This is a genomic window from Sessilibacter sp. MAH3, assembly GCF_054658275.1.
The window spans coordinates 131,032-143,794 of sequence record NZ_BAAGIE010000006.1 but is presented as its reverse complement, the minus strand read 5'-3'; the positions used below and the strand labels follow the sequence as shown (position 1 = coordinate 143,794).

The window sequence follows — 12,763 nt, the reverse complement described above, 5'->3', positions numbered from 1 at the left end:
TGACTGTAGTTAGGATCGTTTGCCATTAAAACTACAATATTGGAGCAGTTATGGGTCTTTTAGTTGAAGGTAAATGGCAAGACAAGTGGTATGACACCCAAAAAAGCGGTGGCGCATTTGTTCGCGAACGAGCCGGTTTTCGAAGCTGGATTACCCCCGATGGCGAGCCTGGGCCAACCGGTAGCGGTGGTTTTAAAGCCGAAGCTGGCCGCTATCATTTGTACGTTGCTCTGGCATGTCCTTGGGCAAACCGAGCGCTAATTTTCCGAAAACTAAAACAACTAGAAGATATTATTTCTGTTTCTACCGTTCATCCAGACATGTTAAATGACGGTTGGACTTTTGATCGCCTTGGCTCGGCCCAGGGTGACGACCTGTTTAACTACGATTTTATGCATCAAATATACACCCGTGCTGATCCAACCTACACAGGTCGAGTAACAGTGCCTGTATTGTGGGATAAAAAAACCAACACCATCGTTAATAATGAGTCGGCCGATATTATTCGAATTTTTAACTCGGCGTTTAATCACATTACCGGCAACGAATTGGATTTTTATCCAGCGCAATTGCAAGATTCCATTAATGAATTAAACGGCGTTATTTATGAGACGGTAAATAATGGCGTTTATCGTGCCGGATTTGCGACCACGCAAGAGGCGTACGAAGAAGCGTTTAATGCATTGTTTAAAACGTTAGACGATATTGAAAAACGTTTAGCGAAACACCGTTATTTAACCGGTAGTCAACTTACCGAAGCGGATTGGCGATTATTCACAACGCTGGTTCGTTTCGATTCGGTCTACGTTGGTCATTTTAAATGTAATTTACGTCGAATAGCGGATTATCCGAATATGTCGGGTTATTTGCGCGAGCTTTATCAGTATCCTGGTATTAGCGAGACGGTAGATATGGAACACATTAAACGTCACTATTATTTTAGCCATAAAACAATTAATCCTACAGGTATTGTTCCTGCTGGGCCCGAGCTTAATTTAAAGGCTGCTCATCAGCGCGACCATTTGTAGTTCATTAAAGCAGTTCCAGTTCTCGCTATTTTTGATCTCTGATTAATTGCTCAGCGATTTGAACAGAGGCTAGAAATTAGCGATACGAATTTCAGTGACGATACAATTTTAAATATCTAATGTTTTTTGAAGTTGACGGCAAAGATGTGTGTTTGGGAATTCTAATTTCAACGGGATTTTCAATTTAATTCTTGCTCACAAATTCTGGTTTAATTCGAGTGTAATATGCGAAAAGTCGCGAAAGTTGTACCTGCTCAACCCAGCCAAGATGGCGATGGTGTAAAGATTAATCGCAGCATTGGTTCTGGTTATTTACCGCAATTAGATCCCTTCTTGTTGCTCGATGAAATTCGTTCCGACGATGCTGCGGATTATATTGGCGGTTTCCCTCCACATCCCCATCGTGGCTTCGAGACGGTAACCTATATGCTGGAAGGTAAAATGCGTCACAGAGACAGCTGCGGCAACGAAGGTGTGATCGAAACCGGTGGTTTACAGTGGATGACCGCGGGCAAGGGCATTTTGCACTCAGAAATGCCCGAGCAAACCGAGGGTCGATTGTGGGGATTCCAAATTTGGGTAAATCTAAAATCTACCGAAAAAATGCGTGAGCCACGCTACCAGGAATTCACCTCCGCACAAATTCCCGAGCTTCAGTTATCTGAAAAAAGCGTTGTTCGTGTGCTAGCCGGTGAGGTTGGTGGTGTTATTGGTGTCGCTAAAGATATTGCAACCAATCCGTTTTTATTAGATTTACGGTTAAATGGTGACGATTTTCAGCTCGAATTGCCTGAGCTGCATTCGGCTCTTTTATACGTGTATAAAGGAGAATTTACTATAGAAGGTGTGACAATTAAGGCTGGCAATCTCGCGATATTATCGGTGGGCGACCTTATTAAGTGTACTGGGATTGATAACGCTTCAGGTAACGGTGCACTATTGTTAGCTGCTGCTAAGCTGGAAGAACCTATCGAACGTTACGGGCCTTTTGTGATGAATACTCGCGCCGAATTGCAACAAGCCTTCAACGATTTTCAGCAAGGCGCTTTCGGCAGAATGTAGGTCCCGCTGATTTAACACTCTTTGATCAATGCTCTTTGACCAAACTTCTGATGAATTACCGAGTTAATCAGAGGTTTGGCGAGCTGCCTTTCTTTGTTGTTAACTCATTTGAAACTTCCTATTTTATGGTTCCTCTTACAGCTGGTTATTCCCAATGGTATCGGCATTGGGTGAGTTAACGTCCTTAATGGCTGCCAGTCAATTGCGGTTCTTTTGAGCATGGCCGCTTCGATTGACTGCTGGCGCTTCTAATTAAAAACACCCTCTTAAAAACACCCTCAGAGATATGAGAAGTATCACCTATGGTTGTGGTTTTGCCTCGGGCTGGTGTGACTGCGCGCCGAGCCTTATAATCGCCAACTTGATTTGAGGAGTGACTATGTCAGACAGAATCGCTACGGTAGCCCGCGATACCCTAGAAACCAAGATTAAGGTCGAGGTAAACCTAGACGGCACAGGTAAAAGTACATTTGATACCGGTGTTCCGTTTTTAGAGCACATGATGGATCAGATAGCCCGTCATGGACTCATCGATTTGTCGGTAAGCTGCGAAGGCGATATTCATATCGATGATCACCACTCAGTGGAGGACATCGGTATTACAATTGGTCAAGCAATAGCGCAAGCGGTAGGCTCTAAAAAAGGTATTCGTCGCTACGGACATGCATATGTTCCTTTGGATGAAGCTCTGTCTAGAGTGGTTATCGATTTCTCTGGGCGGCCTGGTTTAATTCTCAACATTCCTTTTACTCAAAAGCGAGTCGGTAAGTTCGATACCGAGTTGTTTTCCGAGTTCTTCCACGGCTTTGTCAATCATGCCCAAGTCACCATGCACATTGATTGTTTGCGAGGTGACAATGCCCATCACCAGATCGAAACGGTTTTTAAGGCGTTTGGACGAGCATTAAGAATGGCTCTTGAGTTCGACGTTCGCATGGGTGACCGTATGCCATCCACCAAGGGCACTTTATAGTCGACGCGAGTTTATAGCGGTTGCTTCTTTCTTAAATGACAGAGCTCGAAAGGGCTCTGGTTACTGATCTATCGAGGTTTGTATGTCTAACACCATTGCAATTTGCGATTATGGAATGGGCAATTTACATTCAGTTGCAAGTGCCTTGGAACATGTTGATAAGAGCGCAATCGTGCGGATCACCAGTGATCCAGATGTGATCGAAAAAGCCGATCGTATTGTATTTCCGGGTGTTGGCGCGGTGCGTGATTGCATGCATGAGGTTTCTCGTCTGGGTTTTGATGGGTTAGTTGCACGTTGTATTGCCAGTGGCAAGCCAGTGCTGGGTATTTGCGTGGGCATGCAGTTGTTGTTTTCTAATAGCGAAGAGAATGGCGGAACCCGGTGCATGGATTTGATTTCTGGGTCGGTGCGTTACTTCGGTGAAGACTTGCTGGATGAGTCGGGCGATAAATTAAAAGTACCGCACATGGGCTGGAACAATGTTACACAGGCTATAAATCACCCTTTGTGGGAAAACATTGCTTCGGGCGCGCAATTTTATTTTGTACACAGTTATTTTTGTGAGCCTGCCGATACAAGCTTAACCGCTGGCGTCACTGAGTACGGAAAAAAATTTACTTCAGCAGTTGCGCGCAATAACTTGTTTGCTACGCAATTTCACCCCGAAAAAAGCCACGATAACGGGCTGCAATTACTGTCAAATTTTTGTCGCTGGAACGGTTTTTAATTGATAAACCATCTAACGGCTCTATCTCTTTATTCTTTTGTTGGATTTTCGAGTTTTTAAAAAATCAGATAGTATAAAACTCGAAAATCTATAACAGAATCGTCTTTAAATGCGTATTTTTGGCGGGATTTGTATTTCCTATTCAAATCATTTTTGTGCGAAACTTACTCACGAAATATTTTTTTGTGTGTTTAAAAATTCGTAAAGAGTCATTTTTTGTGTGGCCGAGCTTTTGAATAATCAATAATAAATTGTTTTTAGAATGTTCATTAAAGCGGTTTTTAATGATCAAAAAATACAAGCAGGGATTATTTCATTGCTAGTTGCACTAAATAAAAAGTCAAAATTGTAAAAAATTAACTATTTTGGCTTTATTCGGTAAAAAGTTTGCACAAGCGCAATTATTTAAAATGCTAATCGCATTATCCTTGCGCGTCCCTAATTGCATTCAGTCACGCTTATTAATAACTGAGATTCAAGTATCTTGAATAACCGAGCTGTTCCGGTTGATAAAAATGTTGCGTTGATGAAATGTAAAATGATTTTAGCCTAGGCTATTAGGGTGCATATTAAATCTTTGAATATTAGTAATACGAAAATACTTGTCTTGTAACAGTATGTAATGTTTTTAAATTAAGCATTTTGAGAACATATTGATACAAGGCCGATTTGCGGTGACATTACCGTTTTAAACGCAACAATGAACAGGCCTGTTTTGGGGGATTGATGACAAGCTTGCAAGGCTCATCCAACGTCGATTTATTGGTGTCTCACCTGCACCATAAATTTCAGGAGATGTTGTCCGTATTTGACGGTGATCCTCGCGACTATTTTGTGTTGCTGGATAGTGCCTCTGTATGCCTATCGGGTAATAAACTTTTTACCGATTTACTTATTCGTTGCAACCTTCCAAGAAACAATGTTGGTATTCATCTTCTTATTGAAGAGTTAGATTACGAAGATCATTTGCTTCCCGCAATCGATCAGTGTCTAGATGGTGCTACTGTAAAATCCAATCAATCCATTACTGTTAAAGAAGCGCGTAATAAATTCTTCGATTACAGCTGTTATCCCATTCGTATTGCTGGTGGTGAAGTCGCAGGTGTATTTTTAATATTGCACGATGTTTCTCGCTCTAAGGTAGCCGAGCGCAAACTTCGACAACTCGCTCATCTCGATCCATTAACTCAGTTTCCTAATTTACGATTTATCGATTTTCAGCTGCGTAAAATACAAGCGCAAAGCGCTCGTGATGGCACCGGTTTCAGTGTTGTATTCATCGATTTTGATCGCTTCAAGAAAGTGAATGATGAAAACGGCCATTCGGTCGGCGATCAGGTTCTCATTGAATTTGCCAGACGTCTCCGCTCTAAATTACGCGGTGGTGAATACATCAGCCGTATTGGCGGTGACGAGTTTTTAGTTGTGATTCGAGAGGCCTTGGACGAATCTCAAAAACAATCATTAACCCGTCGATTGCGTTTAGCGACTCGTGCGCCAATGACCGTTGCTGGCGGTAAAAAGGTTGATATCGATATCAGTATTGGTATTGCGGTTTGGCCAATTGATGGTCACACGTTAGAAGACCTAAAAACCGTCGCCGATATGAGAATGTATGCCGATAAATCCCAGGCTCCTAGCGGATTGAGTTGCCTCACACCAATTGATCCCGCCGACGAAGATTAATTTTTCTCTGTTCTAACTGTCTTTTGTTCCGGTTTTTCTTTTTTTGAGTTGGTTTTACTTTTTCGGTTTAAGTTATCTAAACTCATGGGCCAATTTCTTTGGTTGGCCTACTGAACCTTTCAATGAATCTCTTTTTTTAAAATCCTAAAATTACATCGCCCCGAATTACTCTTTGATATTCAAGGTCTTGGGGGTTCGTGCTGCAATTATTTTGAGTCGGTGTAAAATGCTCCCTTTTCTCAGTTGGAGTTAGTGTCATGGCTTTGGCAAAACGCATTATCCCGTGTTTGGATGTTGATAATGGCCGTGTGGTTAAAGGCGTTAAATTTGTGGATATCCGTGACGCTGGCGATCCGGTAGAAGTGGCTAAGCGCTACAACCGAGAAGGTGCTGACGAAATTACGTTTTTGGATATCACCGCATCTCACGAAGGTCGTGACACTACCTACGCGACCGTCGAAAAAATCGCGGCGGAAGTCTTCATTCCACTAACCGTTGGCGGTGGGGTGAGAACCGTCGCTGATATTCGAAACCTACTTAATTGCGGTGCCGATAAAGTTGGAATCAACTCCGCCGCAGTACAAAACCCCGATTTTGTTAAAGAAGCAGCCGATCGATTTGGCTCACAATGCATTGTGGTGGCCATTGATGCTAAGCGGGTAGACGATATTGATGGTCGCCCTCGCTGGGAAATCTTTACTCACGGTGGTCGTAAACCGACGGGTATCGATGCTCTTGAGTGGTCTGAAAGAATGGTTGCTAACGGCGCCGGAGAAATCCTGCTAACCAGTATGGATAGAGACGGCACTAAAAATGGGTTCGATTTAGAACTGACTCGCAATATGAGCGAGCGAGTTTCTGTACCTTTGATCGCGTCCGGCGGTGTTGGTAATTTGCAGCACTTGGCCGATGGTGTAACTGAAGGAAAAGCAGATGCAGTGTTGGCGGCAAGTATTTTCCATTTTGGTGAGTACACAATCGAAGAGGCCAAGCGGTTCATGGCCAATCAAGGCATTAATATGCGTATTTGAAGGGGTTAATGTATAACCGATTTGAAGTGGTTTGCTGATTTTTTTGATGGCGCGAGCCGGGGTGCTCGCGCTTGCTGCTAGCTAGGGCTTAAGCCGTTAGCTAAGACTTAAGCCGTTAGCTAAGACTTAGGCTACTTTTGAAGAGTATTGTTGGAGTGTTTCTGCTGAGTGCGGGTCGGCCTGCAAAAACTCCATAAAATCTTGAACGCCACGACAAGCGTCTTCGGCAGAATCAAAAGGGCCTATATCAATACCTTCACGAGTGCGGTAGTAAAAGTACTCGTTCTTTTGAAAAACGCGATCGCTGCGAGAAGGTGTGCCGCCTAGTTCTCCGGTGCGTTGGTTACTCATTGTTAATATCCTCAATTAACCTAATTATTTGAGCAGGTTTATGCGATACCCAAGTTTGGGTGGTATCTGAGCATTACCGTGCTGTTCATTCCATGAAGTCGTTTATTGTAGGGTTTCGCTGTGGCGGAACCCATCTGTCTACAAAATTTCTTTGCACGATGCTGTTAGATGTTACAGTAAAGTGTAGCATAGACATCAAAGTACAAAAAAGAACCATTTAGACTCAGATGTATACGTCTACTTGATGATTGACTTCTAACAACAGATCTATCTATCAAATTTGAGTCTAATAATTGTAATTCTTAATAACAGTTCAATCTATCGCTGTTAATCTCTTTCGAGCGTCGTTGCGACCACAGTTTGCGTCATTGTCAATTCGCTCGGTTTTATCAAGCTCAATTGTGTAGATTCCAACGAGCGAAAAAACTGAGTTAAAACCGCTAAGGTTTCGGGATACGGATGGCCAATACCAATTGCGAATCCTTTATCTTGAGATTTTTTGATCAATTTCTGTAATTGGTCAGTTATAGCTTTTTCATCGCGAGTATTATCTAAAAAGATATCGCGTTTCCAGCTAGGGACACGATAGTTATGTGCCATACGCCAGGCAATACTCTCAGCCGTTGTTCTACTATCCACAAAAAACAAATCTCTGAGCTTCAATTCTTGCATGACCCAATTCATTGCCAGCGCATCACGTGTTAGGGCACTGCCCATGTGGTTGTTTACACCTACAGCTTCTGGCAGCCAGTTTAATTGCGCTCGTAATTGAGTTTTAAGAGCGAGTTTATCCATTCCCAGATGCAATACTGATTTCTCGATCGGTTTGGGGCTATTTGGCGCCATTGGCGAGTGCAATAAAATATCATTGCCGTTGTTTGAGCCGTATCGAGAAATTTGCTGTCCGTGAGGGCTGAATGGCAGTATCGAGAGAGTAATGTTTGGGTTGAGGTCAGCAAACTGAATACCGGTATCTAGGTCGTAGCCTAGGTCGTCGATAATCAAAATTATTTTGGCTTTTTCGGCAAAACTGGAGTGACTTAAAAACAAAGAAACCAATGCAGCAAAATACAAAGCCCGTTTGATGGTTTGCATAAGTAGACTCATAGGCTTTATCACTTATGTTTGAGCATTGGCATTCATCATCTTAAATTTTTAGTGGTTTAAATCTTAACGATTTAGATAATGATGCTTTGGTACGTAACCACTTTTCCAAGAAGAAATCATTGTGTCCATTTCTTCAAGACATAAACACAATCATTGGCAGTGGTTGTTTTAGGCGCGTAGATCTAATTGCGGTGGCGCTTATATAAAACTTAGCTAAAAAAAGCCAGTTTGCAACTGGCTTTGCAGAGACGACTTAAATAGCTTCTTTGGTAGCGGTTTCTGGGGTTTCCGATTCCGGTTTGTTCTGCTTGTTGAAGATACTCAGGCCTTTCAAAAGGCTAATCGCTTCAAACAGTTGGTTGTCACTTTCGGCAAGACTTGGAGCAGATTTAGATTTTTCTTCCCGAGTCTTTGAATCGCTTACTTCACCACCATTGGCGTTGTCTAAATGACCTTGTAAATCAGCTTCAGTAAAGATTTGGCTGTTGAAAGCTTTAATCTCTGCGCGCTCAACGGTGATATCTGGAACAATGCCTTGCGCTTGAATGGAGCGGCCATTTGGCGTGAAGTACAAAGCCGTTGTCAGCTTAATGGCTCGATCATCGGTAATTGGTAAAACGGTCTGCACCGAGCCCTTACCAAAACTGTCGGTACCCATGATGATGGCGCGACCATGGTCTTGCAGCGCACCGGCAACAATTTCAGACGCAGAAGCCGAGCCCGAATTAATTAATACCACTAGTGGAATTCCTTTGATTTCATCACCAGGATTCGCTCGGTATTCAATATCGGCGTTTTCGATGCGGCCTTTGGTATAAACCACTAAGCCTTCTTCTAAAAAGGCATCGGCGACCTGAACCGAAGACTGCAATATGCCGCCGGGGTTATTGCGTAAATCAAGAACGAGTCCTTTTAGCTCTGTGTCTTGATCTTTGAGTTTTTTGATTTCTTTCAGAACCTCATCGCCAGTCTTGACTTGGAATTGGGCAATGCGCAGGTAGCCAAACCCTGGTTCTACAATGCTGGATCGAACACTGCGCACGGTCACTGTCGCGCGGGTAAGAGTTACATCGAAGGGTTTGTCCACGCCTTCGCGAACCACCGAAATAATCACATCTGTGCCAATAGGGCCGCGCATAAGCTCAATGGCTTCATCTAACGAAAGACCTTTTACGGATTTATCATCGATGGCGATAATTAAATCGCCGGATTGAATACCAGCTTTTGATGCCGGGGTGTCATCGATGGGTGCGATGACCTTTACGAAACCGCGCTCTGTTCCCACTTCAATCCCTAAGCCACCATACTCGCCGGTTGTATTAACCTGAAGGCTGTCGAATGAAGCGGCGTCTAGATAGTTCGAGTGAGGATCGAGCTCACTTAGCATGCCTTTAATGGCGTATTCGAGCAGTTCTTTATCGCTGATTTCTTCAACGTAAGCATTGCGAATATGGGTGTAGACCCGTGTGAAGGTGCGCAGATCGTCGAGGGGGAGTTGTGCTTCAGGAGAGTCACTTTCTTCTTGAGACCACCCTGAGGCCGCAAAGGCTAGTAAGGCGATGGGTAGAAAACGAAGATTCATGTAAAGCTCCTGAAAATAAAAAAATAAAAGTACTTCAAGTTGGACGAATTAACGATCATCACCAAAGACAGGTAAGACCCAGCTTCTGACGGTGTATTTTCAAATAACTTTCAAATACCTAGGTCGGATGAATTGTTCTGAAAGGTTCATTCTATTAATAAACTTTGCGTTCAAGCAATCTAGCATATCTTGACTGATTTTCAGTAGGGTCAAGGCGTTACTTAGTGTGTTCTAGCTCGCTAAAGTTGCGTGATTTTACCCACGGCACCACTTTGATGGGTTTTCGGGTTTGCCGTTATGACGAATTTCAAAATAAACACCGCTGGTTGTTTGTCCTCCCGAAGTACCGGCTAGAGCAATGACTTCGCCAGAGGAAATCCAGTCACCAACGTCTTTAAACAATGTTTGATTATGGCCGTACAGGCTCAAGTATCCCGACCCGTGATCAACGATCATCAACATTCCAAGGCCTTTAAACCAGTCAGAGAATACCACTCTTCCGCCATGAATAGACTTCACCTCACTGCCCTCGCTCGCAGCGATGAGTACTCCGTCCCAAGTCAACCTACCCTGAGCTTTTGAGCTACCAAAGCTGTTTTGAATTTTTCCTTTGACCGGCCAGCTTAATTTGCCAGTTTGCTTGGCAAATGGTGTGTGATCGTTGGGCGTAGGAATGGCAGCAATTAAGGTCGCAACTTCGTTTATGAGGCTTTCAAGTTGGTTTTTTTCTTTTAAAAGATTGTTCAGTCTCGTGTCTTGATCGACTAGCTGTTTTTGCAACATGGCTAAGGTTTGTTTGCGTTTCTGTGAGACAAGTTCTAGCGATCGTTTTTGTTCGTTAAGTCGTTGTTGTTGTTGCTCAAATTGTTGAGTTTTAACAGAAATTTCTCGATCAATTGCCTCAAGCGAATCGATAGTATTGCTCAGTTCGGCAATCTTTTCCGATCGTGAACTCACAATGTATTGATGATATTTAAGCATACGCGCACTCAGCGCACTGTCTTCTTGGTTCAGTAGCGTTTTTAACTGGCTCTGTTGGCCAAGTTTATAGGCTGTCGCAATCTCGTGCGATGCGCTGGTTTGTTGGTTGAGCTTCAAGCCTTGCAGTTTTTGGCGCTGCTCACGGAGCAGCGCTAGTTGCTTTTTTTCTTTGCTAAGCTCCGTTTCGATTTGTTTGGCTTTATCGTTCAGCTCACTGATTTCTTTCTCGTTGGCCTCAAGCTCGTTCTCCAGACTGTTTTTGGAGTTTTTTATGTCCTTCATTTGGGCTTTCAGCGCGTCAATATTGGCTTTCAGCTCTTTCAACTTGGCTTGGTATTCACGCTCGTCCGCAGTTTGGGCGTATGTCGAGCCACTGAAACTTGAGATTGAGAGAAATAGAATGCTAGTTACAATTAAGAGTGTTTTAATCATAGGTTTCCGGATATTTTCGGTTTTAAGCGACGGTCTGTGCAAAATTCAGGTGTTTATTCTAGGCAATTATAAGAGTCAATTCTGCGATCAAAACCTATTGGTGTATACTTGCCCGCCTTTGAATGGGCTAAATCGGGCAGATTGAGCCTCTAGGATTCTCAAATTAACTCGGCTTTGATTTAATTTGAGGGTAGAAATTGCATATGCGATTTCTAATTTCTCCTTAATTTCAATTACTTATCGTAATAGAAATCGACGACACTCGCTTGTGTCGCTAGAAACTCTAGGTTGATTAGAGTTTCCTCTAGACTGATTACTTGAAACTGAACGCAGGGTTTTTTTGTGGATATATTGACGTTTGCTACCGAACAGTGGCTACTTGTAAGTGTTTTGGCGGCTTTGATCGTGCTTTATTTTTGGAATGAAAAGCGCCGCAGTGGTCGAGGTGTCTCTACCCACGAGGTTACGCGAATGATTAACAACGATAGCGCTGTTTTGATCGATTTGCGTGAGCCAAAAGAATTCAAAGCTGGTCATATCGCCAACGCGATAAATATCCCCTATACAAAAGTGAAAGACAATTTATCTCAAATTGAAGCCCAATCGGATAAGATCGTTATCTTGGTAGATAAATTAGGCACCCACACAGGAAGTGTTGGTCGCGAATTAATGAAAGCAGGTCGTCAAGTTTGTCGGCTCGAAGGCGGAATGGCCGAGTGGCAAAATCAGAAATTACCCGTTGTTAAGTAATTGGGAGGTAGTATGCCGGAAGTAGTCATCTATACCACGCGCTTTTGTCCGTATTGCATTCGTGCAAAGCACCTTTTAAAGCACAAAGGTATCGAGTTCAAAGAGATCGCTGTCGATAACAATCGACACTTGCGTCAAGAAATGACCAAAAAAGCGGGTCGCACCAGTGTTCCTCAAATTTGGATCGGCAAACGTCATATTGGCGGCTGTGACGATCTATATCATTTGGAGTCTACAGGTGAGCTTGACGGTGTATTAGCTGAGGCGAGTTGATCGTTTAAAATACGCTTAGGGGGTTGAATTGATGCCTTAGGCCCCCAATGTCATCAAATGTATTTATAATCTAAACCGCTGGACACATGGATTAGATAATTCGCGTGTTCTTTTAATATTTTCACTCAAGACTAAGGCAGTACCATGGCAGAAGAACAAACCGCAGGGCAAGCGAATTCAGAAGGCTCTGAACAAAAAGTACAATTTGCAATCCAGCGAATTTATATTAAAGATCTTTCCTTTGAAGCTCCTCTTGGTGCTCATGCATTCCGTAAACAATGGAAACCATCAATTCATCAAGAATTGAATACTAAGTCGAGCAAAATCGACGAGAATCTTTACGAAGTGGTTCTTACTTTAACCATTACCGTTAAGATCGAAGAAGAAACTGCTTTTTTAGTTGAAGTTCAGCAAGGTGGTGCTTTCACTATTGCAGGCTTAGAAGGTCAGCATTTGGCACATGCACTAAACACCGCATGTCCTCAAATTCTTTTCCCTTATGCTCGCGAAGCAATCGACGGTGTGGTTACCAAAGGCAGTTTCCCTGCATTGATGTTGCCGCCAGTTAACTTCGATGCTTTGTTTGCTCAAGCATTACAACGTGCTCAAGAGCAGGCTCAGGGCAAAGCGGGTGCCGCTGAAGAAGCTCCAACCGTAAACTAATCTTTAAGAATGAGCTTGCGAGCTAGTCTCGTAAGCTTGTTTTCACTTCTTACTCCCGCCAAACCTATTTAAAGCCTTTCTTTTGAACGCTCTCATCTGAGATTCTGTACTCTA

13 protein-coding genes are annotated in these 12,763 nt (G+C 43.2%); 9 read left to right on the top strand and 4 right to left on the bottom strand.

Annotated elements, in window-relative coordinates:
- The first annotated feature begins 50 nt into the window (after positions 1-50).
- From ACYQ2C_RS05685 to hisF, 6 genes are all read left to right on the top strand, one after another.
- Positions 51-1,028 carry a glutathione S-transferase family protein gene (locus ACYQ2C_RS05685; protein ID WP_460100438.1) on the top strand — a complete coding sequence of 326 codons (978 nt, stop codon included), beginning with the start codon at positions 51-53 and terminating at the stop codon, positions 1,026-1,028.
- A 225-nt stretch (positions 1,029-1,253) separates the two neighbouring features.
- Positions 1,254-2,090, top strand: coding sequence for a pirin family protein (locus ACYQ2C_RS05680; RefSeq protein WP_460100441.1), 837 nt, complete (start codon positions 1,254-1,256; stop codon positions 2,088-2,090).
- A 379-nt stretch (positions 2,091-2,469) separates the two neighbouring features.
- On the top strand, positions 2,470-3,063 hold the full coding sequence (hisB, locus tag ACYQ2C_RS05675) for an imidazoleglycerol-phosphate dehydratase HisB (protein ID WP_460047232.1): 594 nt from the start codon (positions 2,470-2,472) through the stop codon (positions 3,061-3,063).
- 82 nt (positions 3,064-3,145) lie between these two features.
- Complete coding sequence (hisH, locus tag ACYQ2C_RS05670; protein WP_460100445.1) at positions 3,146-3,793, top strand: imidazole glycerol phosphate synthase subunit HisH; 648 nt, start codon at positions 3,146-3,148, stop codon at positions 3,791-3,793.
- A 726-nt stretch (positions 3,794-4,519) separates the two neighbouring features.
- Positions 4,520-5,479: a GGDEF domain-containing protein gene (locus ACYQ2C_RS05665; protein WP_460115644.1), complete on the top strand. Its 960-nt coding sequence runs from the start codon at positions 4,520-4,522 to the stop codon at positions 5,477-5,479.
- Positions 5,480-5,736: 257 nt separating this feature from the next.
- Positions 5,737-6,510 carry an imidazole glycerol phosphate synthase subunit HisF gene (gene hisF / locus ACYQ2C_RS05660; RefSeq protein WP_460100449.1) on the top strand — a complete coding sequence of 258 codons (774 nt, stop codon included), beginning with the start codon at positions 5,737-5,739 and terminating at the stop codon, positions 6,508-6,510.
- A gap of 126 nt (positions 6,511-6,636) precedes the next feature.
- Here hisF and ACYQ2C_RS05655 read toward each other — a convergent pair whose 3' ends face one another.
- The 4 genes from ACYQ2C_RS05655 to ACYQ2C_RS05640 all read right to left on the bottom strand — a co-directional run bounded on the left by ACYQ2C_RS05655 (position 6,637) and on the right by ACYQ2C_RS05640 (position 10,963).
- Positions 6,637-6,861 carry a DUF6316 family protein gene (locus ACYQ2C_RS05655; RefSeq protein ID WP_460047236.1) on the bottom strand — a complete coding sequence of 75 codons (225 nt, stop codon included), beginning with the start codon at positions 6,859-6,861 and terminating at the stop codon, positions 6,637-6,639.
- Positions 6,862-7,188: 327 nt separating this feature from the next.
- Positions 7,189-7,968, bottom strand: a complete 780-nt coding sequence (locus ACYQ2C_RS05650; protein ID WP_460100452.1) for a divergent polysaccharide deacetylase family protein — start codon at positions 7,966-7,968, stop codon at positions 7,189-7,191.
- A 253-nt stretch (positions 7,969-8,221) separates the two neighbouring features.
- Positions 8,222-9,550 carry a S41 family peptidase gene (locus tag ACYQ2C_RS05645; protein ID WP_460100454.1) on the bottom strand — a complete coding sequence of 443 codons (1,329 nt, stop codon included), beginning with the start codon at positions 9,548-9,550 and terminating at the stop codon, positions 8,222-8,224.
- Positions 9,551-9,805: 255 nt separating this feature from the next.
- Entirely contained in the window at positions 9,806-10,963 is a 1,158-nt protein-coding gene (locus ACYQ2C_RS05640) for a murein hydrolase activator EnvC family protein (protein ID WP_460100457.1), read from the bottom strand.
- Positions 10,964-11,305: 342 nt separating this feature from the next.
- Between ACYQ2C_RS05640 and ACYQ2C_RS05635 the strand changes: the two genes are divergently transcribed.
- The 3 genes from ACYQ2C_RS05635 to secB all read left to right on the top strand — a co-directional run bounded on the left by ACYQ2C_RS05635 (position 11,306) and on the right by secB (position 12,649).
- Positions 11,306-11,713, top strand: a complete 408-nt coding sequence (locus ACYQ2C_RS05635) for a rhodanese-like domain-containing protein (RefSeq protein ID WP_460047240.1) — start codon at positions 11,306-11,308, stop codon at positions 11,711-11,713.
- Positions 11,714-11,725: 12 nt separating this feature from the next.
- Positions 11,726-11,986, top strand: a complete 261-nt coding sequence (grxC, locus tag ACYQ2C_RS05630; protein ID WP_460047241.1) for a glutaredoxin 3 — start codon at positions 11,726-11,728, stop codon at positions 11,984-11,986.
- A 144-nt stretch (positions 11,987-12,130) separates the two neighbouring features.
- A complete protein-coding gene (gene secB, locus ACYQ2C_RS05625) occupies positions 12,131-12,649 on the top strand; it encodes a protein-export chaperone SecB (protein WP_460100461.1) in 519 nt (172 codons plus the stop codon).
- Positions 12,650-12,763 lie beyond the last annotated feature (114 nt).

What these genes read in the sequence shown, in the direction of transcription:
- ACYQ2C_RS05685 (WP_460100438.1), top strand. Translation starts at nt 51, where the DNA reads ATGGGTCTTTTAGTTGAAGGTAAATGGCAAGACAAGTGGTATGACACC.
- ACYQ2C_RS05680 (WP_460100441.1), top strand. Translation starts at nt 1,254, where the DNA reads ATGCGAAAAGTCGCGAAAGTTGTACCTGCTCAACCCAGCCAAGATGGC.
- hisB (WP_460047232.1), top strand. Translation starts at nt 2,470, where the DNA reads ATGTCAGACAGAATCGCTACGGTAGCCCGCGATACCCTAGAAACCAAG.
- hisH (WP_460100445.1), top strand. Translation starts at nt 3,146, where the DNA reads ATGTCTAACACCATTGCAATTTGCGATTATGGAATGGGCAATTTACAT.
- ACYQ2C_RS05665 (WP_460115644.1), top strand. Translation starts at nt 4,520, where the DNA reads ATGACAAGCTTGCAAGGCTCATCCAACGTCGATTTATTGGTGTCTCAC.
- hisF (WP_460100449.1), top strand. Translation starts at nt 5,737, where the DNA reads ATGGCTTTGGCAAAACGCATTATCCCGTGTTTGGATGTTGATAATGGC.
- ACYQ2C_RS05655 (WP_460047236.1), bottom strand. Translation starts at nt 6,861, where the DNA reads ATGAGTAACCAACGCACCGGAGAACTAGGCGGCACACCTTCTCGCAGC.
- ACYQ2C_RS05650 (WP_460100452.1), bottom strand. Translation starts at nt 7,968, where the DNA reads ATGAGTCTACTTATGCAAACCATCAAACGGGCTTTGTATTTTGCTGCA.
- ACYQ2C_RS05645 (WP_460100454.1), bottom strand. Translation starts at nt 9,550, where the DNA reads ATGAATCTTCGTTTTCTACCCATCGCCTTACTAGCCTTTGCGGCCTCA.
- ACYQ2C_RS05640 (WP_460100457.1), bottom strand. Translation starts at nt 10,963, where the DNA reads ATGATTAAAACACTCTTAATTGTAACTAGCATTCTATTTCTCTCAATC.
- grxC (WP_460047241.1), top strand. Translation starts at nt 11,726, where the DNA reads ATGCCGGAAGTAGTCATCTATACCACGCGCTTTTGTCCGTATTGCATT.
- secB (WP_460100461.1), top strand. Translation starts at nt 12,131, where the DNA reads ATGGCAGAAGAACAAACCGCAGGGCAAGCGAATTCAGAAGGCTCTGAA.